Source organism: Acidovorax sp. 93 (assembly GCF_003633835.1).
Taxonomy (GTDB): domain Bacteria; phylum Pseudomonadota; class Gammaproteobacteria; order Burkholderiales; family Burkholderiaceae_C; genus Acidovorax; species Acidovorax facilis.
Window position 1 is genome coordinate 3,645,818 of record NZ_RBIT01000001.1, and the last position, 26,229, is coordinate 3,672,046.

Below are 26,229 nucleotides of genomic sequence, written 5' to 3' on the forward strand. Positions count from 1 at the left end.
GCTCAGTCACACGGTCCCCGTGCTGGTTGTTGCAGCGCGGTGGGGCCGGCATTCTGAATGCATCAGCGCCTCGTAGGCATCTGCGATGCCCTCCCAGGTGTAGTGCTCCGACACGATGTCGCGGGCGCGCTGGCTTCGCTGCGGCAGCATGGCGTCCGACTGGCCAACCACCAGGTCCAGGCTGCGAGCGAGTTGCTCGGGGGTGGCAAAGTAGTCGGCCGCATCGCGTGCCACTTCGCGGTTGAACGGGTTGTCATGCGCAATGACCCAGTTTCCGCAGGCCAGTGCCTCGAGCAGCGAAGGGTTCGTCCCCCCCACCGAGTGCCCGTGCAGGTAACAGGCCGCATGTACACGCAAGCTTGCGAGCTGCCCGGTGTCGTAGATGCCCCCCACGAAACGCACGCGGTCGCTGGCATGTTCCCTCAGCAGTTGCTGGTAGGCCGTGGCACCGGACACATCCCCTACGATGACCAACGGCCAGTCACCGCTGTGCATCTCATAGCCTTGAACGATTTCAAGGATATGGTTTTCCGGCTCCGGGCGCGCCACGACCAGCATGTAGCGGCGGGGCTTCAGCCCCCAGGCAGAAAGCACGGAAGGGTCCACGTCCCGGTCCTGCACCAGTTCGGCGCCGTAGGCTATGAAGCTCGACGGAGCCCCCTTGGGATAAGTCTCGCGGAACCGCTGTGCAATGGCCTCGGCATCGGCGATGAGGCGCGTGGCCACCCGGCTGGCCACCCACTCCATACAGCGCAGGTAGATGCGTGCAACCCTCCCCCATTTGCTGCGGGCCCACTCCAGTCCGTCCACATTGATCCAGACCGGAACCCCAAAAACCCGGGGCCACCAGCAGGCCCAGGCAGCGCCATACCCCAGCATGTAGACCAGGTCGTACCCCCGCCGGGCGTCCCACAGGCAGGCACAGTCGTAGGCCAGGACCGATGCAGCTCCCCACCGGGGCCGACGTTTGTGGCGCACGCGAACACCTTGGTAGAAGGTGTCTTCGACGGACGACTCGCTGGTCTCTGCATACACAGTGACCTCGTGGCCACGCTCCACCAGGCGTATCGAGAGTTGTTCGGCAAAGGTTTCGAACCCCCCATAGCTCGCGGGGATGCCCCTGGCTCCCAACAGAGCGATCCGCAGCTTGGCAGGGCGGTCCAGAGATCCGCCCGTTGCACGCCCCTGTGCCGTCGTCAAAGGTCTGCCTCAGCGAACCAGTGCCCCGCCTGATCCTTCGCCGAAAGCTGAATGGCGGCCTCCACGGCTGGCCAGGCGATGGCAAGCTGTGGATCGTCCCAGCGAATGCAGCGCTCATGCTCCGGGCTGTAGTAGTCGGTGGTCTTGTAAAGGAAGTCCGCCGATTCGGACAACACCAGAAAACCGTGAGCAAGCCCCGGCGGCACCCAAAGCTGCCGGTGGTTGTCTTCGGTCAACAGGGCCCCCACCCACTGGCCAAAGGTGGGTGACCCCTTGCGAATATCCACCGCCACATCAAACACAGCGCCACGCACCACGCGCACGAGCTTGCCCTGCGCCCTGGGGGGCAACTGGTAGTGCAGGCCCCGCAACACACCCTGGCTGCTGCGGCTGTGGTTGTCCTGCACGAAATCGCACTGGACACCCGTGGCCTCCCGGAAGGCCTGCTGGTTGAAGCTTTCGTAGAAAAAACCACGGCTATCGCCGAACACCTTGGGCTCAAGGAGGACAACGTCTGGGATGGATTGCCGGATGGAGTGCATGGGGGATCAATAGACTTTGTCGTTCAGCAAACGCTGGAGGTACTGGCCGTAGCCGTTCTTGGCAAGAGGTTGTGCCAGGCGCTGCAACTGGGCACTGTCGATCCAGCCGGCGCGCCAGGCAATTTCCTCGGGGCAGGCAATCTTGAGGCCCTGGCGATGCTCCAGCGTCGCAATGAACTGGCTGGCCTCCAGCAGGCTTTCATGGGTGCCAGTATCCAGCCAGGCATAGCCGCGGCCCATGATCTCGACATTGAGCTGCCCCTGCTCCAGGTACAGCCGGTTCAGGTCGGTGATTTCCAGTTCGCCGCGTGGCGATGGCTTCAAGCTCCGGGCCATCTGCGCAACCTGGTTGTCGTAGAAGTAGAGGCCTGTGACGGCATAGCTGCTCTTGGGCTGAGCAGGTTTTTCCTCCAACGACAACACCTTGCCCTGGGCATCGAACTCGGCCACACCGTAGCGCTCCGGGTCGTGCACATGGTAGGCAAACACGCTGGCACCCGCAGAGCGCTGTTGAGCGTTGCCCAGCAGTTCATGGAAATCGTGCCCGTAGAAGATGTTGTCTCCCAGCACCAGAGCGCTCGGAGCCCCATCCAGAAAAGACTCCCCGATCACAAACGCCTGCGCCAGGCCGTCCGGGCTGGGCTGCACCGCGTATTGCAGGTTCAAGCCCCATTGGCTTCCATCCCCCAGCAGCTGGGCAAAACGCGGCGTGTCCTGCGGGGTGCTGATAACCAGGATGTCCCGGATGCCCGCCAGCATCAGCGTGCTGAGCGGGTAATAGATCATGGGCTTGTCGTAAACGGGCAGCAGTTGTTTGCTGATGGCCAGCGTGGCCGGGTGCAGCCGGGTGCCGGAGCCTCCTGCGAGGATGATGCCTTTGCGTTGCGTCATTGGGGTCCGTTCAGAGAATTTCCGTGAGCATGCGCGCCACGCCCTGTTGCCAATGGGGCATCTGCAAACCGAAGGTGGACTGCAGCTTGTGGGTACCCAGGCGCGAGTTGTGGGGGCGCACGGCCGGTGTGGGAAATGCGCTTGTGGGCACAGGCGCGACCTCTTTTGCTATTATTTTTGTAGCTATCTGCGCTTTCTGGGCTTGCGCCAGCACGTATTTTGCATACTGATTCCAGTTGGTCTCGCCCGCAGCCACGCAGTGGTACAGGCCTGCATCCTGCGGGCGCTGCTGCAGGTGGCGCAGCGCGTGGGCGGTCACATCGGCCAGCAGGTCGGCACCGGTGGGCGCACCCCATTGGTCATCAATCACCGTCAGCCGCTCACGCTCTTGCGCCAGCCGCAGCATGGTCTTGGCGAAGTTGCCGCCGCGTGCTGCGTAGACCCAGCTGGTGCGCAGGATCAGGTGTTTGGCGCCCGCCTCTGCAATGAGCTGCTCGCCTTCGAGCTTGGTGCGGCCGTAAACGCTCAGCGGGGCGGGTGTATCGGTCTCCACCCAGGGGCGGCTGCCGGTGCCATCGAAAACATAGTCCGTGCTGTAGTGCACGAGCCAAGCACCCAGCTTCGCGGCCTCCTGCGCAAGGGCTCCGGGCGTGGTGGCGTTGAGGGTGCGGGCAAACTCGGCTTCGCTCTCAGCTTTGTCCACGGCCGTGTGGGCGGCGGCATTGACGATGACATCGGGGCGCAGGGCGCGTACCGTTTCGACCACGCCGGCGGGGTTAGAAAAGTCACCGCAATGCTCGGTGCTATCGAAGTCCAACGCCGTGACAGTGCCCAGCACCGACAGGCTGCGCTGCAGCTCCCAGCCGACCTGGCCACCCTTGCCAAACAGCAGGATGTTCATGCAGTGGCGCCCGTCACAGCCGCAGCGGAGGCCTCCTGCGCATACTGGGTCTGCACCCAGTCGCGGTAGGCGCCGGTCTGCACGCTGGCCACCCAGTCCGCATGGTCCAGGTACCACTGCACGGTCTTGCGGATGCCGGTGTCGAAGGTCTCGGCGGGCTTCCAGCCCAGTTCGCGCTCGATCTTGCGGGCGTCGATGGCGTAGCGACGGTCGTGGCCTGGACGGTCTTTCACATAGGTGATCTGGGTGCGGTAGCTTTGGCCGTCAGCACGGGGGCGCAGCTCGTCGAGCAGGCTGCAGACCATGTTCACGATCTCGATGTTGGGCTTCTCGTTCCAGCCACCCACGTTGTAGGTCTCACCGGGCGCGCCAGCCTCCAGCACGCGGCGGATGGCGCTGCAGTGGTCCTTAACGTACAGCCAGTCACGCACCTGCATGCCATCGCCATACACTGGCAGGTTCTTGCCGGCCAGTGCGTTGACGATCATCAGCGGGATCAGCTTTTCGGGGAAGTGGTAGGGCCCGTAGTTGTTGCTGCAGTTGGTGGTGAGCACCGGCAAGCCGTAGGTGTGGTGCCAAGCGCGCACCAGGTGGTCGCTGGCGGCCTTGCTGGCGCTGTAAGGGCTGTTGGGCTCAAAGCCACGCGTCTCGGCGAAGGCCGGGTCGGTGGGGGCCAGCGATCCGTAGACCTCGTCGGTGGACACATGCAGGAAGCGGAAGGCGGCACGTTCGCCCTCGGGCAGCGCGCTCCAGTAGGCACGCACGGCCTCCAGCAGGCGGAACGAGCCCACGATGTTGGTCTGGATGAAATCCTCGGGGCCATGGATGGAGCGATCCACATGCGATTCAGCCGCGAAGTTGACCACGGCGCGGGGCTTGTGCTCGGCCAGCAGGCGGGCCACCAGGGCGGTATCGCCGATGTCGCCCTGCACAAAGATGTGGCGCGCGTCACCCTGCACGCTGTCCAGGTTGTGCAGGTTGCCCGCGTAGGTGAGCTTGTCGAGGTTGACCACGGGCTCGCTGGAGGCAGCAAGCCAGTCAAGAACGAAGTTGGCGCCGATGAAACCCGCGCCGCCAGTAACCAGAATCATAGGGAGGGCCGTGTGAAATGCCTGCTCGGCAGAACCCACGATTATCCCACCCCGCCCGGCCCCCGGGTAACAGAGTTCAACGCGGGTATTTCTGCCCGGGCCGGCGGGTCATCAGAAGTGGATACCTCGCATCATCTGCTGCAGCGCCACGGCCTCGGCCGACAGCTGCGGCTTGGCGTCCTTGCTGCCCTTGGCGGCGGTGGAGTCTGGGAACATGCGAAAGCTCGTGTTCATGGTGATCTGCGCCACGCGTGGCACCAGCGCGTGCAGCAGCTGGCCGGTGATGCCCAGCCGCGTGGCGATGCGCACCGGCTTGAAGATACAGGCCTGGGCGATCATGTCCGCCGCCTCCTCGGGGCTCAGCGTGGGCACGTTGTTGTAGATCTTGGTGGGCGCAATCATGGGCGTGCGCACCAGGGGCATGTTGATGGTGGTGAAGGTGATGCCCTGGTCGGCAAACTCGCTCGACGCGCAGCGCGTCCACGCGTCCAGCGCCGCCTTGCTGGCCACATAGGCCGAAAAGCGGGGCGCGTTGGTCAGCACGCCGATGGAGCTGATGTTGACCACATGGCCCTTGCGCTTAGCCACCATGCCGGGCAGAAAGCCCATGGTCACGCGCAGGCAGCCGAAGTAGTTCAGCTGCATGGTGCGCTCGTAGTCGTGGAAGCGGTCGTAGCTCGACTCGATGGCGCGGCGGATGGAGCGGCCCGCGTTGTTGATGAGGAAGTCCACACCGCCGTGGTTGTCGATGAGCAACTGCACAAAACGGTCGCAGTCGGTCATGTCGGCAATGTCTGCCGAATAGGCGATGAACTGGTAACCCTTGGCCTTGGCTTCGGCACAGGCCTCGTCGAGCTTGTCCTGGTCACGCCCGCAGATGATGGTGGTGGCGCCTGCCTCGGCAAACTTGTGCGCTGCCGCCAGCCCAATGCCGGACGATCCACCGGTGATCAGCACCACCTTGCCCGCCACCGTGCCCTTGAGCGTGCGGTCGATGAACAGCTCGGGGTCCAGATTGCGCTCCCAGTAGTCCCACAGCCGCCAGGCGTAGTCCTTCAGATTGGGGCAGGTGACGCCGGAGCCCTTGAGCGCGGCCAACGTTTCGCGGCAATCAAAGCGCGTGGGGTAATTCACGAAGGTGAGCATGTCCTCGGGCAGGCCGAGGTCCTTCATCACCGCGTTGCGCACGCGGCGCACGGGCGCCAGCGCCATCAGGCTCTTCTTCACGCTCTTGGGGATGAAGCCCAGCAAAGCGGCGTTGACGAACAGGTTCATGCGCGGCGCATGGGCTGCGCGGCTGAAGATATCGAGCACATCGCCCACGCGGTAGCCCACTGGGTCCACCAGGTGGTAGCACTTCTTGGTGATGTCCTTCTGGTGGCTGATGACGTTGAGGGCGTTCACCACAAAGTCCACCGGCACGATGTTCACGCGCCCCCCTTCCAGGCCCACTGTGGGCATCCAGGGCGGCAGCAACTGACGCAGGCGCTGGATGAGCTTGAAGAAGTAGTAGGGGCCGTCGATCTTGTCCATCTCGCCGGTCTGGCTGTCGCCCACCACCATGGCCGGGCGGTACACCGTCCAGGGCACCTTGCAGTCTTGGCGCACGATCTTTTCGCTCTCGTGTTTGGTCTGGAAGTACGGGTGGTCCAGGCCCTCGGCTTCCTCGAACATGTCTTCGCGGAACACGCCTTCATACAGACCTGCGGCCGCGATGGAGGAGACATGGTGGAAGTGCCCGGCATCAATCGCCTTGGCCAGGTCCACCGTGTTGCGCGTTCCCTCGATGTTCACGGCCACCTGGGTTTCTTCGTCAGCAGAGAGGTCGTACACCGCGGCAAGGTGGTAGAAATGGTCGATCTGGCCTTTGAGCTTCTTCACGTCGTCTGCCGCCACACCCAGCTTCTTCGCGGTGAGATCGCCAAACACAGGGACCGCACGCGTAGGCCCGACACCCCAGAAGCTGCGCAGGTCGGCCACCTTGTCCGCACTTTCCTTGCGGATCAGGAAATGCACCACCGCCCCCTTGCGCTCCAGCAGCTTCTTGACCAGCCGCTTGCCAATGAACCCCGTTGCCCCCGTCACGAAATACTGCATGGATAACTCCTCTGAGATAGCTTCATTCTTGCCCAAGGCCTGCGCGCACCGATTCAGCAGAAACCCGCGCCGATGCTAGGCGGCCAGCGAACGCCCCCGCTAGATGGCACGCTCTACATTTTTAGGAGCGCGCGCCTACACCTGTCGCGCCGTGCGGCGTACAGTGCGGCCATGCGTCGAAGGCAACCCGCCCCGGCAAACCCAACCAACCGCACCACGGAGGCCTTATGGTCAAGAAACTGCAGAAACTCAGCGCTGACAAGAAAAAGAGCAACGCCCAACTGTCCAGCACCGTCAAGGACTCCGCCCAGCAGATCTGGCTGGCAGGCCTGGGTGCCTTCTCCAAGGCACAGGAAGAAGGCGGTAAGGTGTTTGAGGCCCTGGTCAAGGAAGGCTTGACCATCCAGCGCAAGACCCAGGCCGTGGCCGAAGAAAAGATCACCGAAGCCACCAGCCGCGTGACCACCATGGCCAGCGACATCGGCTCCAAGGCCCAGGGCCAGTGGGACAAGCTCGAAAACATCTTTGAAGACCGCGTGGCCAAGGCCCTCGCCAAGCTGGGCGTGCCCTCGGCCCGCGACCTGGAAGCCCTGAGCGCCCGTGTGGACGCCCTGGCCAAGGGCAGCAAGGCTGCACCCGCCAAAGCTGCTGCCAAGGCAGCCGCCAAACCCGCAGCCAAGGCTCCCGCCAAGAAGGCAGCGGCAAAGAAGGCGGCTCCTGCAAAGGCAGCCGCCAAGCCCGCTACCAAGGCCCCCGCCAAGAAGGCTGCGGCCAAAAAGACCGCGACACGTGCCGCTGCCGACGCAGCCACCAGCACGCCATCGGCCAGCTGATCACGGCTTGCCACCGGTAAGCACCCAGCCCGCTCCAAGCGGTCCACGCGCCAAGGCGTTTGGACCGCTTTTCTTTTTTTGGTGAAACCCATGAAGTGCGCTACAAGCAGCCTAGGTACTGCATACGCACCCCACGTTCATGTCGCACTGCAGCATGACCGCGTGGGTTAGAGTAGCCATCAGAGACAACGCAACAACGACGCCAAACGACGCGAAGGGGCCCGCACACATGGTGAAGAAAGCGCCACGCCGCACCGCAGAACGCATTCTGGAAGTGACGCTGGACCTGTTCAACCGGTTCGGTGAGCCCAACGTCTCCACCACCCTGATCTCGGCCGAGCTGCGCATCAGCCCCGGCAACCTGTACTACCACTACCCGGCCAAGGACGAACTGATCAACGCGCTGTTTGATCGCTACGAAACCTCGCTGACCGAACTGCTGGCCGCCGCCGATGGTGTGCGCAATGTGGAGGACGCCTGGTTCTTCATGCACTCGCTGTTCGAGCTGATCTGGCAGTACCGTTTCCTGTACCGCGATCTCAACGACCTGCTGTCCAAGAACCGGCGCCTGGAAACCCACTTCCAGGCCATCCTCAAGAACAAGACCCGCGCAGTGCGCGCCATGCTCGACGGCATGGGCCGCGCAGATGCACTGCACATCGACTCGCGCGAGCTGGAGGCCACCGCCACCAGCATGGTCGTGGTGCTCACTTACTGGCTGAGCTTTGAATACGTGCGCGACCCGCGCCGTGCACTGGAGCCCGAAAGCGCCCAGGCCGCGCTGCTGCGCGGAGCCCACCATGTGCTGAACCTGCTCATGCCCTACCTCGAAAGCGGCCAGCGCGCCCACCTGCTGCAGCTGGTCGGCGCCTACGCACCAGCGCCAGGCTGATACACGGCCCACCCGCCACAGACACCCACCAACAAGAACTTCCGGAGACACACACCATGGCCAAATGGACCCCCTTCCCCCACGCCGGCGACTACCAATTTGACGCTGCGAGCGTCAAGAAGCATTGGGCACGACTGCATGGCGGTGATGCCGAACCCTGCCCCAAGGACGCTGCCGCGCTGGAAGCCTGGGCGCTGTTCCACAACGGTGATTTTGAGAAAGCTGCGGCAGCGGGCCTGGCAGCCGGTGGCGCGGGTCTCACTGCCGCCAACAAGGCCACCTCCATCTATGCCAACTACCTGGAGCCGAAGGAGAAGGCGCGCCTGGACCTGTTCATGCAGGTGGCCGAACGGGCGGAGGCCCAGGCCGCCCAGGAGCCCGACAACGCCAACGCCTGGTACTGGCATGCCTACGCACTGGGCCGCTACAGCCAGGGCATCAGCGTGGCCAAGGCGCTGGCGCAGGGCTTGGGTGGCAAGGTGAAGGACTCGCTGGAGAAGGCCATTGCCCTGTCGCCCAAACACGCCGATGCGCGCATTGCGCTGGGCGCCTTCCATGCCGAGGTGATCGACAAGGTGGGCTCGCTGATTGGCGGCATGACCTATGGCGCCAAGAAGGACACGGGCCTCAAGCTGTTTCAGGAAGCCCTCAAGCTCAACCCGGGATCGGCCATCGCGATGATCGAGTACGCCAATGCGCTCGTCATGCTGGAGGGCGACAAGAAAATGCAGGAAGCCACCGCGCTCTACGAAAAAGCCGCCGCCGCTGAACCCATGGATGCCATGGAGCGGCTGGATGTGGAGATGGCGCGGGCTGAACTGGAAGAAGAGTAAGAGGCATCCCCCTGAGCGGCTTTGCCGCTTCCCCCTTCTCTCGACTGGCTACGCCATTCGGGAAGGGGGACGACACCCTCGCTGCGGGACGGCCCTTGCTCGGTGTCTCTGGCTTGCGCAGCGCCAGTTTTGCACAGAGGTTTGCAGTAGATTGCCGTGTCGCGCTGCTATGGATGCGGAGCTCAAAAGCCCTCAGCCCCCAAACCGCTGCGCGGCAATCTCCAGCAGGCCGTCAAAAATCAGGTTGTCCACCAGCTCGAACGGCCGTGTCATGCTGGGCGCCATCTTCCAGCCTGCGCCGCCGGTCATGATGCAGGCGGGCTCCTGGCCACAGTGCTGCAGCAGGTGCTGGTACATGCGCTCCACGGCACCGGCGATGGCGTAGGTGCCGCCGCTGGTCAGTGCATCGCTGGTGTTGGTGGGGAACGGGCGCACCTCACCCGTGGGCACATGCAGGCCGGCGGTGCCCGATTCGAGCGCGCGCAGCATGATGCCGTGGCCGGGCAGGATCAGGCCGCCCATGAAGCGGCCCTCAGTGTCGATGCACTCCACCGTCACCGCCGTGCCCACCATCACCACCACCAGCGGCCGCGCCGGGCCACGTGCCAACACATGGTGGCGCGCGCCGATCATGGCCACCCAGCGGTCCGAGCCCAGGCGCGAGGGATGGTCGTAGCCGTTGGTGAGCCCCGCCTCCTGCGCCGACGACACCACCCACGAGGGGGTGACGTCCCAGATTTCCATCTGCTCTTGCACGCGGCGTTTGACGGCATCGCCCGCCACCACGCAGCCCAGCATGCGCTCCGGGTGGGGCAGCGACTCCCAGCTACCTTCAGCCAGGCGGTCGATGTGGTCGAGAAACTCGGCGCCATGCGCAATGAGCGCAGCCCCGGGGCGGGGAGCGTCGTACAACGCCCATTTGAGACGGGTGTTACCGACGTCGATGGCCAGAAAAGTCATGCGGCGGATTATCCCGAGTTTTGCGATGCCCCCCTGCCTGAGGGCGACAGCCCCGGGCTGCACCACCCCTGCCCGCCCACAAATTGTGAAAAATCGTGTCGCGCCCGTGTCCGACACGACGCAGCCGCCCATTGCCGCTAAAGTGGTCCTTCCTGTTTCTGCAACATTAGGAGGTACGACATGGGTCTTTTCAGTTTCATCAAGGAAGCTGGCGAAAAGCTGTTCGGCGGCAAAGAAGCACAGGCCGCCACGGCAGCAGCCCCCACGCAAGATGAACTCAACGCCAAGGCATCCAAGGCCATCGAGACCTACATCGCGTCCCAGAACCTGGGCGCCAGCAATGTGCAGGTCGCCTTTGAAGGACCCGAAGGCAAAGTCACCGTGAAGGGCACAGCCCCCACGCAGGCGGCCAAGGAAAAAGTCACCCTGTGCTGCGGCAACGTGGCCAGCGTGACCAGCGTCGAGAACCTGATGGACGTGACCAACCCCGAGCCCGAAGCGCAGTACCACGACGTGGTGCGTGGAGACACGCTCAGCGCCATTGCCAAGAAGTTCTATGGCGACGCCAACAAGTACCCGGCGATCTTCGAGGCCAACAAGCCCATGCTGACGCACCCCGACAAGATCTACCCCGGCCAGAAGCTGCGCATTCCGGCACTGAAGTAACCCCCTGAGTCGCCTGCGGCGCCTTCCCCCAAGGGGGACGCACCGGTGGCCCGGCAAAGCCGGTTCCACGGGTGCACTGGCCTGAGTCGGGGGTGTACCGACGCCCGAGACAAACGGAACGCCGGGGCAAGTCAAGCTTTAGAGCCAGCTGCCAGCGCTTATCTATAAAGCGCTGGCAGCTATTTTTTGGGAGCATCAACCCTGCTTCCACGGCAGACCGTGAAAACGCCAGCCGCCCTTTTTGCCGCGCTGACCCTGCGCATCGGCGTCGCCCTCAAAACCTTCCAGGATGTTGTAGGCCGTGATGCCCAGCTCAGTAGCGCGGCGCGCGGCGGCGATGGAGCGCACGCCGCTACGGCACAGCAGCACAGCCCGGGCGCCCTCAGGCACAGCCGTGCGCATCTGCGCATCAAAATCCGCGTTCATGGCCATGCCCGGCCACTGCTTCCACGCTACGGCAACGGCGCCGGGCACCTGCCCCACCCATTCACGTTCGGCGTCGCTGCGCACATCCACCAGCACGGCCTGGCCGGCCTGTACCCACTGCCAGGCCTGCTGGGGCGTCACGTCACCGGCATAGCCGTCGGCGGGAGAAACGGAGGAGAGCGTATTTGTCATGGTTTGGATCCTTTCTGGGCACTAGGCAAAACGTTTGAACTGGGCGTGACCGGTGCGAGGGACGCAAGCCAAGGGCCGCCCCGCAGCGAGGGCGTCGTCCCCCTAGGGGGAAGGCGCCGCAGGCGACTCAGGGGGATTCACCACAAAGGCGCGGGCTCATCCCGCAAGCGGCTGCGCAGCTGCGCATAGTCGGGCACCACGGTGGCCACGGTGTCCCAGAAGCGCGGACTGTGGTCCATCACGCGCAGGTGGGCCAGCTCGTGCGCCACCACGTAGTCGATGATGGCCGGGCGGTAGTGCAGCAGGCGCCAGTTCAGGCGGATGGAGCCGTCGGCCTTGGCACTGCCCCAGCGGGTGTTGGCGCTCGACAGGCGCAGGCTGGCCCAGCGCACACCCAGCAGCGGGGCGAAATGGTCGAGTCGGGCCGTAAAGTGGCGGCGCGCGTCACGCATGAGCCAGGCCTGCACGGCGTCGCGGATCTGCGCGGGGCTGGCGCTGTGAGGCAGGCCGATGTGCAGGCTGGGTGGCACCACATCCGTGCCCGCCACCAGCGCACCGCCTTTGCCCGCAAAACCGTGGCTCGGGTCCAGCACCACGGTCAAAGGCTCGCCCAGATAGGGCAACACGGCGCCATCGGCCCAGACAATACGACCGCCTTCCATGCGCTGGTGGCGCTCGCGCGCCTCAGACAGCTTGCGCAGGATCCATTCGGACTTCTCGCGCAGCGCAGAATCCACGCCCGACAGGGTGACCCAGCTGGGCGCACGTACCGACAGTCCATCGGCCCCCACGGTGAAGCCGATGGTGCGGCGCCGCGCGCGCTGCAGCGCATAGGCCACGACGGCGTCGCCCAGCAGCACTTCGCGGCTGGCCTGCGGGTGGCGAAATTCAGCCGGGGACAGCAGAGATGGCAGCGGTGCAGCAGGTGCAGCAGGTGCAGCAGGCCGATTCACTACTGTTTTAGGAGCTACTGGCGCTTTCCCATCCAGCGCTGGGGGCAGTTTTGGCTTGGAATCTGCAGCCTTCACCCCCGGCGCCGCAGCCGGTCCTGCCGGTGCGACCGGCGGGTCGAAAAAGTCGAGCGCCAACTGCACAAGCCGCTGCATCACGCTGTGGCCTACTTCTCGCCCGCCTTGCCGTGCGGGGGGATGACCACGGCTGGGTACGCATCAGGGTCCAGGCGGCGCATCTCGGCCTCGATCCAGGCCTCCACTTCGCGCATCAGCTCGTCGGGCTTGCGGCCTACGCTGGAAATGGGCTTGCCGATGGACACATCCACCACGCCCGGGCGCTTGATGAACGCCTTGCGCGGCCAGACCTTGGCGGACGTCACGGCAATTGGCACCACTGGCGCGCCGGTGTCGATGGCCAGGCGGGTGCCGCCGGTCTTGTAGTTGCCCTTTTGCCCACGCTCGATGCGCGTGCCTTCGGGGAACATGATGATCCAGATGCCCTGGGCCAACAGGTCCTTGCCCTGCTGCACCACCTTGTGGAAGGCTTGGGTGCGCTGGTCGCGGTCGATGTGGATCATGTCGAGGCGGCCGATGGCCCAGCCGAAGAACGGCACACGCAGCAGCTCCTTCTTGAACACATAGGCCAGGGGGCGCGGCATGATCGCGGGCATCAGAAAGGTCTCGTATGTGGACTGGTGCTTGACCAGCAGCACCGCCCCCGCGTTCTCGCCCTGCGGCAGGTTCTCCATGCCGATCACGTTGGCGCGGATGCCCAGGATCACGCGGGCACCGCTGATGCACAGTGACAGCCACGCGCGGGCGATGCGGTACAGCGGCTTGCCGCGCACGCCCAGCAGCGTGCCCAGCATGATGGTCAGCGCATAGGGCACCACAGTGATGCCCATCCAGAGAAGGTGAATGACGGAACGGATAAAGGCCATTTTGATGGTCATTTTGGCCGCCAGCGCTTATCTATCAAGCGCTAACAGCTATTAAAGTAATAGCATCAGAAAGCAGCGCCGCCAGGCGCTGGCAGGGGTGTCGCCGCCAGGGGTGCCGCAGCGGGCTGCACAGCAGGCAAAAGCTGGTCCACAAAATCACCCAGGCTGGCATGCACGCGCGTGCCCGGCGGAACCCCCGCTGGCAAGGGGCCACCCGGGTGCACCTGCGCCGACTGCCCCGTGCACACCAGGTGCAGCTGTGCGCCCAGTGCGGCGCCCGCCTGCAGGTGCGCAGTGCAGCTGCCCACCACCTGCACATCCTCACGCTCCACCCCATAGCGGTCACTGATCTGCTCCAGCAGGCCGGGGGCGGGCTTGCGGCACGCACACTCCTCATCGGCCGCGTGGGGGCAGTAGAAAACGGCATCAATGCGCCCGCCCACCGCCGCCACCTGACGGTGCATCTTGGCGTGAATGGCGTTGAGCGCCACCACATCAAACAAGCCCCGGCCCAGGCCCGGCTGGTTGGTGGCCACCACCACATGCCAGCCCGCATGGTTGAGGCGCGCAATGGCTTCGAGCGCGCCCGGCACGGCGGTCCACTCGTCGGCAGCGGTAACGTAGTCGTCCGCCAGCGGATTGAGGGTGCCGTCGCGGTCGAGGATGGCGAGTTTCATAGGAGGGGTTTACCTTGTGAGAACCGCCAGCCTAGCAGCTTGTGCAAACCGGTCAAACCGCCAGGCGGGACAGGTCGGCCACGCGGTTCATCGCGTTGTGCAGCATCTTGAGCAGGCCCAGGCGATTCATGCGCACATCCAGCTGCTCGGCGTTGACCATCACATCGTCAAAGAACGCGTCCACCGGCGCGCGCAGCACGGCCAGGGTCTGCAGCGATGCGGTGTAGTCGCCAGCATCGAACTGGGCGTTGGCCTCGGGCACGAAGCGCTGCAGGGCAGCGTAGAGGTCCTGCTCGGCTTTTTCCTGCAGCAACTCGGGGTTCACGTGCGCGTCCACCGGGCCTTCGACCTCGGCCTTTTTAAGGATATTGCCAACGCGCTTGTTGGCGGCAGCGAGGGCGGGGCTTTCGGGCAAGGCGGCGAAGGCACGCACTGCGGCCAGTTGCTTTTCGACCAGTGCCAGGCGCTGCGGACGCAGGGCCAGCACCGCGTCGACTTCCTGGGCGCTGTAGCCCTGCTCACGCAGGCTGCCGGCGAGGCGGTCGTAGATGAAGTCGGCCAGGGCCGCTGAAGCATCGGTGATCTTGTCGCCAAAGGCAGGCACGGCGCCAGCCAGCAGCGCGTTCAAGTCCAGCGGCAGATCCTTCTCGACCAGCATGCGGATCACGCCCAGCGCATGGCGGCGCAGCGCAAACGGATCGCGGTCGCCCGTGGGCAGGTTGCCGATGCCGAACATGCCCACCAGGGTTTCCAGCTTGTCGGCCAGGGCCACCACGACGCCTGCGGTGTTGCGCGGCAGCGCGTCGCCTGCAAAACGCGGCTTGTAGTGGTCTTCAATGGCGTGCGCCACGGTCTCGCCCAGGCCGTCGTTCAGGGCGTAGTAGCCGCCCATGATGCCCTGCAGCTCAGGAAACTCGCCCACCATGTCGGTCACGAGGTCGGTCTTGGCCAGTTGCGCGGACAGGTCGGCATCCTGCACCAGTTGTGCGTCGCCCAGCTGGGATGCAATCGCCTTGGCAATGGCGCGCACGCGCTCCACGCGTTCACCCTGCGTGCCCAGCTTGTTGTGGTACACGACCTTACCCAGACCCTCGACGCGCGAGGCCAGGGTCTTCTTGCGGTCCTGATCAAAGAAAAACTTGGCATCGGCCAAACGGGGGCGCACCACGCGCTCGTTGCCGCCGGTCACAAAGCTCGTGTCTTCGGGGCTGATGTTGCTGACCACCAGGAACTTGTTGGTCAGCTTGCCTGCAGCGTCCAGCAGCGGGAAGTACTTCTGGTTGGCCTTCATCGTGAGGATGAGGCATTCCTGCGGCACGCCCAGGAACTGCTCTTCAAACTGGCAGATGACCACGTTGGGGCGCTCCACCAGCGCGGTCACTTCGTCGAGCAGCGCCTCGTCTTCAATGGGGCGGGCGCCATTGCCCACCTTCGCAGCAGCAGCGGCCAGCTGGCGCGCGATCTCGGCCTTGCGCTCGGCAAAGCTGGCGATCACGGCGCCATCCTTGCGCAGCGTGGCGGCGTAGCTGTCGGCATCGGCCAGCACCACGGGCGACACGGCGGCTTCAAAACGGTGGCCGGTGGTGCTGTTGCCAGCCGTCAGGCCCAGTGCCTTCACGGGCACCACAGTGCTGCCATGCAGCGCCACCAGGCCGTGTGCGGGGCGCACAAAGTTCACGCTGGTCCAGCCGGGCAGCTCGCAGTCGGTTTCAAGCTGGTAGCTCATCACCTTGGGGATGGGGAGCTTGGCGATGGCTTCATCCAGCGCCTTTTGCAGGCCAGCCGCCAACGTGGCACCGGGCACCACGCTGTCGTAGAACAGGGCTTCAGCCTTGCCGTCCTGCGCGCGCTTCAAGGCAGCCACAGCGGCTGCGGGGTTGGACACATCGGCGCCCAGCGCCTGCAGCTTTTTCAGTAGCGCAGGCGTGGCGTTGCCGTCTTTGTCCAAGCCCACGGTCACGGGCATCAGCTTTTGCTGCACGGCCTTGTCGGCGGCCTTGTCGGCCACCGCCGTCACATGGGCAGCGAGGCGGCGGGGCGAGGCAAAGGGCGTGACCACCGAGGCAGCCGTCGCCAGGCCCTGGGCCTTGAGCTGGTCGCCCAGCACGGTGGCAAAGGCGTCGCCCAGCTTCTGCAGTGCCTTTGGGGGCAGTTCTTCAACAAACAGTTCAACGAGGAGGTTTTGGGTCGTCATGTTCTTGTTCTTTCGCTCGTTCACGCTGCCTTTTTGACCATCTGTTCCACCCACTCGCGCGGCGCCATGGGGAAGCCCAGGCGCTCGCGGCTTTCGTAGTAGCTCTGCGCCACGGCACGGGCCAGGTTGCGGATGCGGCCAATGTAGGCGGCGCGTTCCGTCACGCTGATGGCACCGCGTGCATCCAGCAGGTTGAAGCTGTGCGCGGCCTTGAGCACCTGCTCGTACGCGGGCAGCGCCAACTGCTGCTCCATCAGGTACTTGGCCTGCTTTTCGTGCGCGTTGAAGGCGGTGAACAAAAAGTCCGCGTCGCTGTGCTCGAAGTTGTAGGTGGACTGCTCCACCTCGTTTTGCTTGTACACGTCACCGTAGCTCAGGGTGTCGGTCCACTTGAGGTTGTAGACGTTGTCCACGCCCTGCAGGTACATGGCCAGGCGCTCCAGGCCATAGGTGATCTCACCCGTGGCAGGCTTGCAGTCGATACCGCCCACCTGCTGGAAGTACGTGAACTGCGTCACCTCCATGCCATTGAGCCACACCTCCCAGCCCAGGCCCCAGGCGCCGAGCGTGGGGTTTTCCCAGTCGTCTTCCACAAAGCGGATGTCGTTCTTTTTCAGGTCGAAGCCCAGGGCTTCGAGGCTGCCCAGGTACAGCTCCAGGATGTTGGCCGGTGCGGGCTTGAGCACCACCTGGTACTGGTAGTAGTGCTGCAGGCGGTTGGGGTTCTCGCCGTAGCGGCCGTCCTTGGGGCGGCGGCTGGGCTGCACGTAGGCGGCCTTCCAGGGCTCAGGGCCGATGGCGCGCAGGAAGGTGGCGGTGTGCGATGTGCCGGCGCCCACTTCCATGTCATAGGGTTGCAAAAGGGCGCAACCCTGCGCGTCCCAGTAGGACTGCAGCTTCAAAATGATTTGCTGGAATGTCAACATGGCGTCTTTGGCTGAGGCACTGGCAAGCCAGGGCCGAGCAAGTAAGGGGAAAAAGAAGAAAAGGCGGTGCGGATGCCAGCCCCGGCGCCTGCCACCCCAAAAGGTAGCAAGGACGGGCCTCGCGCGCGCAAACCAGTGATTTTACGGCGCGCGGCCGCACGTGCTGCGGCAGCGCCAGCAACATCGGCCCGCGCCCATGAAAAAAGGCCGGAGCCCTTTTGGAGCACCAGCCTTCCCAACCAGTCACGCAGGCTATAGCCCGTTGCGTACCAGTGACCACCTTTGCGGGTAGCCCGTCGGCGCACATGTTGTGCGCCAAGTCAAATCAACTGTCCATCGCACTGGCCGCAGCGCCACCACAGGGCGCTGCCTGGGCGAGTGCCCCCGCGCAAGGGCCGCCCCGCCGCGCTGGGGGCGTCCCCCTTCAGGGGGAAGGCGCGCAGCGCCTCAGGGGGTCTTCTCAATACTCCCAGAAAATGCGCTGCAGTTCCTTGCTGTCGTTGGTCTTGGTGAGGGCCACCATGGCCAGGATGCGGGCCTTTTGGGGGCGCAGGTCGTGGGCCACCACCCAGTCGTACTTGTCGTCAGGCTGCTCGGCATTGCGCAGCACAAAACCGTCGGGCACGCGGGCCGAGCGAACGATCTGCACGCCCGCAGCACGCAGTGCCTTGAGCGAATCCACCGCCTGTGCCGCCACCGAGCCGTTGCCCGTACCGGCGTGGATCAGCGCCTTCACGCCCGCCTTGCCGTAGGCTTCAATGCCCGTGGTGTTCATGTTGCTGTAGCCATAGACGATGTCCACGGCGGGCAGGGCCTTGATGTCGTCGATGTTGAACTCCGACTGCATGGTGTGGCGCTTGACCGGCGCGCGGAACCAGTAGTTCTTGCCTTCCACCACCATGCCCAGCGGGCCCCACTGGCTCTTGAAGGCCTCGGTCTTGATGTTGATGGTCTTGCTCACATCGCGACCGCTCTGGATCTCGTCGTTCATCGTGACCAGCACGCCCTTGCCGGCAGCGTCCTTGCTGGCGGCCACGGTCACGGCGTCGTACAGGTTCAGCGCGCCGTCGGCCGACAGGGCCGTGCCGGGGCGCATGGAGCCCACCACCACGATGGGCTTGTTGGTGCGCACGGTGAGGTTCAGGAAGTACGCGGTTTCTTCCAGCGTGTCGGTGCCGTGGGTGATGACGATACCGTCCACATCCGCCTGCTTGGCCAGCGCCGACACGCGCTGGCCGAGGCGCAGCAGGTGCTCGTTGGTGAAGCTTTCAGACGCGATCTGGAACACCTGCTCACCGGACACCTTGGCCACATTGGCCAGCTCGGGCAGGCCTGCCAGCAGTTTATCGACCGGCACCTTGGCAGCAGCGTAGGTGGCGCTGTTGGCGGCCGAGGCGCCAGCACCTGCAATGGTGCCGCCGGTGGCCAGCACCACCACATTGGGCTTGGCAGCCTGGGCCATGGCCACAGCGGACGCGGCCGACAACAGCAAGCCTGCGAGCCAGCGGCTGGCAGTGGGGGAGGAAGAAATGCGCATGAGGGTGTCTCCTGGTTTTTTTGGGGTTGGCGACGCGCGTTGCGCCGCTCTTTGCAAAACCCGCCCGTGAAGCGGTGCCGCATCCTATGAGAAAGCAGAACACAGTCATGCGGAATAATTGACCCATCCTTATGAATTTCACTCACACCCCCAACGCCTCCACGCGATCCCAGTATTCGGGTCGCACGGGCACATACACCGGAGCAGCGCTGGAATGAACTTGCGGCAACTGGAAGTTTTTCAGGCCGTGCTGCAGACCGGCAACATGAGCGCAGCAGCGCGCCTTCTGTGCATCACGCCCTCGGCGGTCAGCAAGGCCATTGCGCACACCGAGCTGCAGTTGGGCTACCGGCTGTTCAACCGCACACCTTCGGGCCTGACCCCCACCCCCGAGGCCCAGGTGCTGGCGGCCGAATCCACTGGCATCTACCGGCAGCTCGACGCACTCAAGCGCACCGCGCGCAACCTGGCCACCAGCGATTCGGGCGATGTACGCCTGGGAGCGATCCCGTCGATCACCCACGAGTTTCTGCCGCGCCTGTTGCAACACCATGCCGAGCAGCATCCGCAGGTGGGCGTGGAGGTGCGCACCATCCACCAGGACCAGATGACGCAGGCGCTGCTCACGCGCAGCGTGGACTTTTGCCTGGGCTTCTACAAACACCCGCACCCGCAAATTGCGAGCGACCTGCTGGTCAGCGGCAGGCTGTACCTTGCGGTGGCCACCAGCGTGTGGGCACGTGCACCCCGTGCCGCCAGCCCGGGCGCGCGGCTGGCGCAGGTGCCGGTGATCCGCCTGGTGGGTGACGACCCCATGCGCCAGGCGATTGACGAACTCGCGCAACGGCTGGGCTCTCCCGCCGGGCCTGGCATCCAGGTGCAGACATCGCGCCTGGCGCTGGAGCTGGTGCGCCGGGGCATGGGCTGGACGGTGGTGGACTTTCTCACCGCCAAGGGGCTTGACCCCGCGCAGATAGTGGCGCAGGAACTGCACGAACTGCCCCCCATGTCGCTGTACAGCTACCACGCAAGGGCGTTGCCACCCGGTCTGCAGGCCACGCGCATGCTGGCCATGCTGCCCACCCTACTGCACGAGGCCCTGCAGCCCAACCCCAAGCCTGCCAAGCGCTAGGAGGCTGCGCGGCAGAAGGAGCATCGGCTGCAACGCGCGATAAACCGGTCTCGCGCGGTACCACCTCCTGCGCCCAGGGGCCCACCCTGGGCTTGTCGGTAGCTCCACGCGATCCTCGGTTTTCGCGCGTTTCGCTTCGATGCCTTCTGCCGCGCAGCCTCCTAGCCCATGAAAAACGGCCTGCATGTCCAAAGACAGGCAGGCCGTTGCGGTGGGCAGGCAGCGGTCAGTGGTTCCAGCGGCGCAGCACCAGGCTGGCGTTGGTGCCACCAAAGCCGAAGCTGTTGGACAACACCGTGGTCAGCTGCGCATCGCGCGTTTGCGTAACCAGGGGCATGTCACCCAGTGCCGGGTCGGGCGTCTCCACATTGGCAGAACCAGCGATGAAGCCCTTGTTGAGCATGATCACGCAGTAGATGGCCTCTTGCACACCCGTGGCACCCAGCGAGTGGCCCGTGAGCGACTTGGTGGACGAAAACGGCGGCACCTTGTCGCCAAACAGGGCGCGCATGGCGCGCACTTCCTGCATGTCGCCCACCGGCGTGGAGGTGCCGTGGGTGTTGATGTAGTCGATGGGGGCGTTGAGCCCTTCCATGGCCTGCTGCATGCAGGCAATGGCGCCATCGCCCGAGGGGGCCACCATGTCTTCGCCATCGCTGGTGGCGCCAAAGCCCACCACTTCGGCCAGGATGGTGGCGCCGCGCGCCTGGGCGTGTTCGAGGCTTTCCAGCACCACGGCACCGCCACCGCCCGCAATCACAAAACCGTCGCGGTTCGCGTCGTAGGCGCGCGAGGCCTTCTCGGGCGTGGCGTTGTACTTGCTGGACATGGCACCCATGCCATCAAACAGCAGCGACATGCCCCAGCTCAATTCCTCGCCACCACCCGCAAACATCACGTCCTGCATGCCCCAGGCAATCTGCTGCGCGGCCACACCGATGCAGTGGGCCGAGGTGGAGCAGGCCGAGGTGATGGAGTAGTTGATGCCCTTGACCTTGAAGTTGGTGGCCAGGCAGGCAGAGACGGTGGAGCTCATGCAGCGCGTGACCTGGTAGGGCCCGACGCGGCGGATGCCCTTTTCGCGCAGCGTGTCGGCCGCCTCGATCTGGTTGGCAGGCGATCCGCCGCCCGAGCCCATGATGAGGCCGGTGCGCGGGTGGCTCACCTGCTCAGGCGTGAGACCCGCCTGGGCAATGGCGTCTTCGAGCGCGATCTGCGCATACGCGGCCGCATCACCCATGAAGCGCAGCTGCTTGCGGTCGATACGCGCCTCGATGTCGATCTCGGGCGCACCACCCACCTGGCTGCGCAGGCCCAGTTCGGTGAATTTTTCGACGGCCTTGATGCCGCTTTTGCCTTCACGCAGGGAGGCTTCCACGGTGGCCAGGTCGTTGCCAATGCACGAGACGATGCCCGCGCCGGTGATGACTACGCGCTTCTTGGTGGTCATGCTGCGTCCTTGCCGTCTTCCTCGCGCTTGAACAAGCCCACGCGCAGGTCATTGGCTACATAGATTTCCTTGCCATCAGCCAGCAGGCGGGCATCGCCAATGGCCATGACCAGCTTGCGCTTGATGACGCGCTTGATGTCGATTTCGTAGGTGACGAGCTTCACGTCCGGGCCCACTTCGCCCGTGAACTTGACCTCGCCCGCACCCAGCGCACGGCCCCGGCCGGGCAGCTGCAGCCAGGTCAGGTAAAAACCGATGAGTTGCCACATGGCATCGAGCCCCAGGCAGCCGGGCATGACCGGGTCGCCCTGAAAGTGGCAGGCAAAGAACCACAGGTCGGGTTTGACATCGAGCTCGGCGCGGATCTTTCCCAGCCCGTGCGCGCCACCATCGCTGTCGATGTGCGTGATGCGGTCAAACATCAGCATGGGCGGCAGCGGCAGGCGCCCGCTGTCGGCGCCGAACAGCCGGCCCTCGCCCGAGGCGATCAGTTGTTCGTAGGAAAAGGAATCTGCCATTTTCAGTCGTGCTCCAGAACAGCGGTTGGCCCGCCTCAAATCATCGTTGTATGCAATACAGCCCCGTCTTGCGGGGCTCTATTATCAAGGCATAGGGAGCTGCCTCTAAACAATGGCCTGCCAAGCCACCCGCCCCGCCCTGTCGGCGCCTGACTTGGATCAATGGCGGCGCACCCCCATGTCCTTGTTTCTGGCCCACACGCCAAGCGCCAGCATCAGCGCCCCGACCATCCAGAGCGGCCACAGGCCCCAGCGCGACACCCACCAGGCGTAGGGCGTGATGGCCCAGCCACTTTGCGCATCCAGCCCCCGGCCTTGCACCTCGCCCTTGAGCACGCCGCGTGTAGTGCGCGCCAGCTGGTGCGTCACCACACCCCGGTGGTCGATGATGGCGGTGGCGCCGGTGTTGGTGGCGCGCACCATGGGGCGCTCGAACTCCAGGGCACGCATGCGGCTGATCTGCAGGTGCTGGTCAATGGCCACGGTGTCGCCAAACCAGCCGATATTGCTGAAGTTGACGAACACCGTGGGCGCCTGAGCCGGGTCGATGAAACGAGCCCCCAACTCTTCGCCAAAAAGGTCTTCGTAACAGATGTTGGGCGCAATGCGCTGGCCCGCCCAGGCAAAGGAGGGCTGCCCCACCGCACCCCGGTTGAAGTCCCCCAACGGAATGTTCATCATGGCCGTGAACCATCTGAAAAAGGGCGGGATGAATTCGCCAAACGGCACCAGGTGGTGTTTGTCGTAGCGGTAGGGCGTGGCCCCGGTGGCGGGGCTCATGCCAAGCACCGAATTGGTGTAGCCCTGCGCCTCGTCGCCCAGCGGAATGCCCAGCAGCGCGGCCTGCGGACCCTGCGCGTAGCGCTGCTGGATGCCTTCCAGATAGCCCGGTATGAGCTGCTGGGGCAGCAGCGGGATGGCCGTTTCCGGCGCCACCACGAGATCGGCCTTGGCGTCGCGCAGCGCTTCGGCATACCACTTCAGTGCCAGCGGCACGCCGCTGCCCGACTGAAATTTCTCGTCCTGCGGGATATTGCCTTGGAGGAGTTCCAGGGTCATCGGGGGCACCTTGCTGCGGACAGTTGAGCTGCATGCACAAAGTAGCTGCGGACTTAACCCAGCGGAGACCAACAGCAATACCAATACCCAGGTGCGCCAGCGACTAAGATCCGCGCCACGCAACTGCACCCCATACATTGCGAGCACCGCAGCCATGGCCCCGATGCCATAAACGCCGACGTAGCGCGCCAGCGCCGCCAGCGGCCCATCCACATGGGCATAACCGCCAGCGCCCCAGGGGAACCCCGTCCACAGGGTTCCGCGCGCCAGCTCAGCCACCAGCCAGAATGCTCCAAAAATGATAGCTGTTAGCGATTTACTGGTAAGCGCCAGGCGGCAAAAAAGCCCCAACATCGCCGCGTAGTAGCTGGCGAGGAACGCCGCCAGCCCCAGCACCGCCGCCACAGCCAGCGGCGCTGCCAGCCCGCCGTAGGTGTGCATGGAGATGAAAAGCCACCAGAAGGTCCCGGTCAGCCAGGCCGTGGCAAACAGGCCACCGATGACCGCGCCCCGCTGCCAGGAGACAGACACGGTGGCATGTGGTCGCACCAGCCAGGCCAGCACCGCCATGGAGGCGATCTGCAACCACCACTGTGGCTCACCGCTCCAGGGCCAGGCCAGCGAGGCCGCCTGCGCTACGCCGGCAGCCACGGCCAGCAGCGCCTGCAGGGCCAGCGGCAGCCCCGGCGTGGAGGTAGCGCGGGCCATCAGTCGCTGGCGCTGGCTTCTTCGACCCGCGACACCTTGAACCAGCGCACGGCGCCGCCCTTGGTGTGCAGCACGACGAAGTGCAGGCCGCTCAGCTGCAGGTGCTCGCCGCGCTTGGGCACATGGCCCATTTCATGGGCAATCAGGCCGCCGATGGTTTCGAAGGTTTCATGGGGGTCGCTGCCCTGAACCAGCACATCAAACGCCTCGCACACCCGCTCCACCGAGGTGTCGCCACTCACCCGGTAGGTGCGGTCGGCCAGGCCAAAGATGTCGCCGTCGTCTTCGGGGATGTCGAACTCGTCCTCGATCTCGCCCACGATCTGTTCGAGCACGTCTTCAATGGTGATGAGCCCGGCCATGCGGCCAAACTCGTCGATCACGATGGCCAGGTGGTTGCGGTTGCCGCGAAACTCGCGCAGCAGGTCATTCAGGCCCTTGCTTTCAGGCACAAAGGCGGCCGGGCGCAGCAGCGCTCGGATATTAAGCTCCGGCGCCCGCTGCAACTTGAGCAGGTCCTTGGCCATGAGGATGCCGATGATGTTCTCGCGCTCGCCCTGGTACACCGGAAATCGCGAGTGCGCGGTGTTGATGACAAGGTGCAGCATCTCGTCAAACGGTGCGTCGATGTTGACGAGGTCCATGCGAGGGGCTGCCACCATCACGTCGCCCGCCGTCATGTCGGCCATGCGGATGACGCGCTCCAGCATCACGCGCGAATCGGCCCCAATGACCTGGTTGTCTTCGGCTTCGGCCAGGGTCTCAATGAGTTCTTCCGTGGAGTCTGGCCCCGGATGGATGAACTCGGCCACTTTCTGCAGGAAGGTGCGCTTGTCTTCCCTCTCGGGTGGTCGCCCGGGGTGCGCGGGATGCGGGTCAGACACTGGAGTGCACGACGTGCGGTAGTGAATCAGGCCCCTAGGATAGCGGATAGTTGTGACGGCCCGCTACGCAAACCCCGCAGGCCGCGCAGGCCGCGCAGCGCGACCTTGGGATGGATGGACGGACTATTCAGCAGATTGGTGGCGCGCGTGCTGCACGCCACTGCGCACTTCCTGCACGCTGGCCAAAAAGTCCCAGAACTGCTTGGCCTGCTTCTTGATCTGGTAATCCACCTCGGCGAACTGCTGCTCGACCATCTCGGTCATGCGCGTGTCCAGGCTGGCCGGTTCGATCTGGAGGTAAGCCTCGGACTCCGAACCATCGCGGCGCACGGTGGCACCGGCCTTGCGGGCAATTTTCAGCATGGCGGTGTTTTCGGAGAGCGCATGGATAAAAACCATGTTCACACCTTCATTGCGCGCATGCATCACGGCCCGCTCGAACAGGCGTGCGCCGAAGCCCCGGCCACGCGCCTGCTTGAGCACCGACACGCCAAATTCGGCGCAATGTTTGTACTCTGGGTGCTCCGAGAAGGCCAGATGCGCCATGGCGATCAGTTCGAGGCGGCGGTTGTAGATGCCGAAGATCTCGTCGCGGTTGAAGTCGAGCTGCTCGGCATAGCGCCGGATCTGCTCGTCGTTGGCGGCGTAGCCAAAACGCAGGTAGCGGTCTGCGGGCTCCAGCTGGAGCAAATGTTGGGTGATCCGCTCCCGGTAGGAGGGACCCAGGGCACGAATGGGAACCATCACGGGGACCTCCTGCTTGACGCGAGTTTCATGGGCAGGCGATTCGCCCATCACCGGGCGCAGCATATCCCTGCCTGCATACCAGGATGCCTTGAGCCAGTCTTTGGTTGCGATCATGGCTGCAAATATAAGGGTTTTCCCTCATTATTTCCAGCAAAAATGCTGCGTTGCAACAAATTAGTGAGGTAGCTCAAACCTGTTCCACACCGCACTCCCCGCCCCACTTGGCAAGCTGGGCGCCTCCGCCAACGGCTTCCCGCAAGGGTATAGCGGCATGGGGCGCGGGGCAACATGGGGTGTCACGCTCGCGGCACCTTCAGCACCCATTCAAAAGCCTATTTACACCGGCACGGCTGTGGTCGCCTTCACGCGGTCCAGCACAAAACTGGTCTTGCAGTCCTGCACGCTGGGGTGTTTGAGCAGCGTGTCCATGATGAACCGGCTGTAGTGCGCCATGTCGGCCACCACCACGCGCAGCAGGTAGTCCATCTCGCCCGTGAGCGACGCGCACTCCACCACTTCGGGCCAGGTCTGCACGCTGGCGCGGAACAGGTCCATGGGGTTGCGCTTGTGGCTTTCGGTGTGTTTTTCGAGCCGGACGTTGAGGTAGGCCGTCAGCCCCAGGCCCACGGCCTCGGGGGGCACCAATGCAACATACCGGTCGATGACGCGGCTTTCCTCCAGGCGCTTGACGCGGCGCAACACCGCACTGGGCGACAGGCCCACCTGCTCACCGATGACGTCGTACGTCTCCCGGCCATTTTCTTGCAGACGGCGCAGGATGGCCCTGTCCAGCTTGTCGAGTGCGTTTAAAGCTTGCATGGCGCAAGATTTTATGAAATTTTGACTTTTCGCGCCTTCTGAATTGCAGGCTCGGGTATGTCCCGATAGTGACTCCACACGAAGAAAAGAAGAATAAACCTCGCAAAAACGAACGATCGTTCTTTTTTTGCAAATACAAAAAACATACCTATGGAGACAA

Annotated in this window: 25 protein-coding genes; 5 read left to right on the plus strand and 20 right to left on the minus strand. The window is 64.4% G+C overall.

Annotation, left to right across the window (positions count from 1 at the left end; all coding sequences use genetic code 11):
- Positions 1 to 6: 6 nt before the first annotated feature.
- From C8C93_RS16575 to C8C93_RS16600, 6 genes are all read right to left on the minus strand, one after another.
- Positions 7 to 1,200 carry a DUF1972 domain-containing protein gene (locus C8C93_RS16575; protein WP_233559462.1) on the minus strand — a complete coding sequence of 398 codons (1,194 nt, stop codon included), beginning with the start codon at positions 1,198 to 1,200 and terminating at the stop codon, positions 7 to 9.
- Positions 1,197 to 1,742 (minus strand): dTDP-4-dehydrorhamnose 3,5-epimerase, encoded by a 546-nt coding sequence (gene rfbC / locus C8C93_RS16580; protein WP_121507615.1) that lies wholly within the window; start codon positions 1,740 to 1,742, stop codon positions 1,197 to 1,199. Before rfbC ends, C8C93_RS16575 begins: the two co-directional genes overlap by 4 nt.
- Before the next feature lie 6 nt (positions 1,743 to 1,748).
- Positions 1,749 to 2,633 (minus strand): glucose-1-phosphate thymidylyltransferase RfbA, encoded by an 885-nt coding sequence (gene rfbA, locus C8C93_RS16585; RefSeq protein WP_055396830.1) that lies wholly within the window; start codon positions 2,631 to 2,633, stop codon positions 1,749 to 1,751.
- A gap of 10 nt (positions 2,634 to 2,643) precedes the next feature.
- Positions 2,644 to 3,534, minus strand: coding sequence for a dTDP-4-dehydrorhamnose reductase (gene rfbD, locus C8C93_RS16590; RefSeq protein WP_121507616.1), 891 nt, complete (start codon positions 3,532 to 3,534; stop codon positions 2,644 to 2,646).
- A complete protein-coding gene (gene rfbB, locus C8C93_RS16595) occupies positions 3,531 to 4,625 on the minus strand; it encodes a dTDP-glucose 4,6-dehydratase (protein ID WP_121422228.1) in 1,095 nt (364 codons plus the stop codon). The genes rfbD and rfbB overlap by 4 nt, the downstream gene beginning before the upstream one ends.
- Positions 4,626 to 4,736: 111 nt before the next feature.
- Positions 4,737 to 6,722, minus strand: a complete 1,986-nt coding sequence (locus tag C8C93_RS16600; protein WP_055396836.1) for an SDR family oxidoreductase — start codon at positions 6,720 to 6,722, stop codon at positions 4,737 to 4,739.
- 227 nt (positions 6,723 to 6,949) lie between these two features.
- Here C8C93_RS16600 and C8C93_RS16605 point away from each other — a divergent pair, with 227 nt between their 5' ends.
- From C8C93_RS16605 to C8C93_RS16615, 3 genes are all read left to right on the plus strand, one after another.
- Positions 6,950 to 7,555, plus strand: coding sequence for a phasin family protein (locus C8C93_RS16605; RefSeq protein ID WP_121507617.1), 606 nt, complete (start codon positions 6,950 to 6,952; stop codon positions 7,553 to 7,555).
- A gap of 229 nt (positions 7,556 to 7,784) precedes the next feature.
- A complete protein-coding gene (locus tag C8C93_RS16610; protein WP_121422226.1) occupies positions 7,785 to 8,447 on the plus strand; it encodes a TetR/AcrR family transcriptional regulator in 663 nt (220 codons plus the stop codon).
- A 56-nt stretch (positions 8,448 to 8,503) separates the two neighbouring features.
- Positions 8,504 to 9,280 (plus strand): hypothetical protein, encoded by a 777-nt coding sequence (locus tag C8C93_RS16615; protein ID WP_121507618.1) that lies wholly within the window; start codon positions 8,504 to 8,506, stop codon positions 9,278 to 9,280.
- A 192-nt stretch (positions 9,281 to 9,472) separates the two neighbouring features.
- On the opposite strand, the gene C8C93_RS16620 is transcribed toward C8C93_RS16615, so the two are convergent.
- Entirely contained in the window at positions 9,473 to 10,240 is a 768-nt protein-coding gene (locus C8C93_RS16620; protein ID WP_055396845.1) for a type III pantothenate kinase, read from the minus strand.
- A gap of 180 nt (positions 10,241 to 10,420) precedes the next feature.
- Here C8C93_RS16620 and lysM point away from each other — a divergent pair, with 180 nt between their 5' ends.
- On the plus strand, positions 10,421 to 10,906 hold the full coding sequence (gene lysM, locus C8C93_RS16625; RefSeq protein WP_121507619.1) for a peptidoglycan-binding protein LysM: 486 nt from the start codon (positions 10,421 to 10,423) through the stop codon (positions 10,904 to 10,906).
- A gap of 195 nt (positions 10,907 to 11,101) precedes the next feature.
- On the opposite strand, the gene C8C93_RS16630 is transcribed toward lysM, so the two are convergent.
- The 7 genes from C8C93_RS16630 to C8C93_RS16660 form a co-directional block, all read right to left on the minus strand.
- Complete coding sequence (locus C8C93_RS16630) at positions 11,102 to 11,524, minus strand: rhodanese-like domain-containing protein (RefSeq protein WP_121507620.1); 423 nt, start codon at positions 11,522 to 11,524, stop codon at positions 11,102 to 11,104.
- A 137-nt stretch (positions 11,525 to 11,661) separates the two neighbouring features.
- On the minus strand, positions 11,662 to 12,630 hold the full coding sequence (locus tag C8C93_RS16635) for a M48 family metallopeptidase (RefSeq protein WP_121507621.1): 969 nt from the start codon (positions 12,628 to 12,630) through the stop codon (positions 11,662 to 11,664).
- 11 nt (positions 12,631 to 12,641) lie between these two features.
- Positions 12,642 to 13,418, minus strand: a complete 777-nt coding sequence (locus tag C8C93_RS16640; protein WP_121508834.1) for a 1-acyl-sn-glycerol-3-phosphate acyltransferase — start codon at positions 13,416 to 13,418, stop codon at positions 12,642 to 12,644.
- Positions 13,419 to 13,483: 65 nt separating this feature from the next.
- Positions 13,484 to 14,095, minus strand: a complete 612-nt coding sequence (gmhB, locus tag C8C93_RS16645) for a D-glycero-beta-D-manno-heptose 1,7-bisphosphate 7-phosphatase (RefSeq protein WP_055396855.1) — start codon at positions 14,093 to 14,095, stop codon at positions 13,484 to 13,486.
- A 52-nt stretch (positions 14,096 to 14,147) separates the two neighbouring features.
- Positions 14,148 to 16,289 carry a glycine--tRNA ligase subunit beta gene (gene glyS / locus C8C93_RS16650; protein ID WP_121508835.1) on the minus strand — a complete coding sequence of 714 codons (2,142 nt, stop codon included), beginning with the start codon at positions 16,287 to 16,289 and terminating at the stop codon, positions 14,148 to 14,150.
- 20 nt (positions 16,290 to 16,309) lie between these two features.
- Positions 16,310 to 17,215, minus strand: coding sequence for a glycine--tRNA ligase subunit alpha (glyQ, locus tag C8C93_RS16655; RefSeq protein ID WP_008907201.1), 906 nt, complete (start codon positions 17,213 to 17,215; stop codon positions 16,310 to 16,312).
- Positions 17,216 to 17,675: 460 nt separating this feature from the next.
- Complete coding sequence (locus C8C93_RS16660) at positions 17,676 to 18,752, minus strand: asparaginase (protein ID WP_055396859.1); 1,077 nt, start codon at positions 18,750 to 18,752, stop codon at positions 17,676 to 17,678.
- Between the two features lie 214 nt (positions 18,753 to 18,966).
- Here C8C93_RS16660 and C8C93_RS16665 point away from each other — a divergent pair, with 214 nt between their 5' ends.
- Positions 18,967 to 19,884: a LysR family transcriptional regulator gene (locus C8C93_RS16665; RefSeq protein ID WP_055396861.1), complete on the plus strand. Its 918-nt coding sequence runs from the start codon at positions 18,967 to 18,969 to the stop codon at positions 19,882 to 19,884.
- 226 nt (positions 19,885 to 20,110) lie between these two features.
- On the opposite strand, the gene fabB is transcribed toward C8C93_RS16665, so the two are convergent.
- The 6 genes from fabB to C8C93_RS16695 all read right to left on the minus strand — a co-directional run bounded on the left by fabB (position 20,111) and on the right by C8C93_RS16695 (position 26,069).
- A complete protein-coding gene (gene fabB / locus C8C93_RS16670) occupies positions 20,111 to 21,334 on the minus strand; it encodes a beta-ketoacyl-ACP synthase I (RefSeq protein ID WP_121507622.1) in 1,224 nt (407 codons plus the stop codon).
- Positions 21,331 to 21,852 carry a 3-hydroxyacyl-[acyl-carrier-protein] dehydratase FabA gene (fabA, locus tag C8C93_RS16675; protein WP_008907199.1) on the minus strand — a complete coding sequence of 174 codons (522 nt, stop codon included), beginning with the start codon at positions 21,850 to 21,852 and terminating at the stop codon, positions 21,331 to 21,333. Before fabA ends, fabB begins: the two co-directional genes overlap by 4 nt.
- Positions 21,853 to 22,011: 159 nt before the next feature.
- Positions 22,012 to 23,619, minus strand: coding sequence for an apolipoprotein N-acyltransferase (gene lnt, locus C8C93_RS16680; protein WP_121507623.1), 1,608 nt, complete (start codon positions 23,617 to 23,619; stop codon positions 22,012 to 22,014).
- Positions 23,619 to 24,503, minus strand: a complete 885-nt coding sequence (locus C8C93_RS16685; protein WP_055396869.1) for an HlyC/CorC family transporter — start codon at positions 24,501 to 24,503, stop codon at positions 23,619 to 23,621. Before C8C93_RS16685 ends, lnt begins: the two co-directional genes overlap by 1 nt.
- A gap of 123 nt (positions 24,504 to 24,626) precedes the next feature.
- On the minus strand, positions 24,627 to 25,364 hold the full coding sequence (locus C8C93_RS16690; RefSeq protein WP_055396871.1) for a GNAT family N-acetyltransferase: 738 nt from the start codon (positions 25,362 to 25,364) through the stop codon (positions 24,627 to 24,629).
- Between the two features lie 222 nt (positions 25,365 to 25,586).
- Entirely contained in the window at positions 25,587 to 26,069 is a 483-nt protein-coding gene (locus C8C93_RS16695) for an Lrp/AsnC family transcriptional regulator (RefSeq protein ID WP_055396873.1), read from the minus strand.
- Positions 26,070 to 26,229 lie beyond the last annotated feature (160 nt).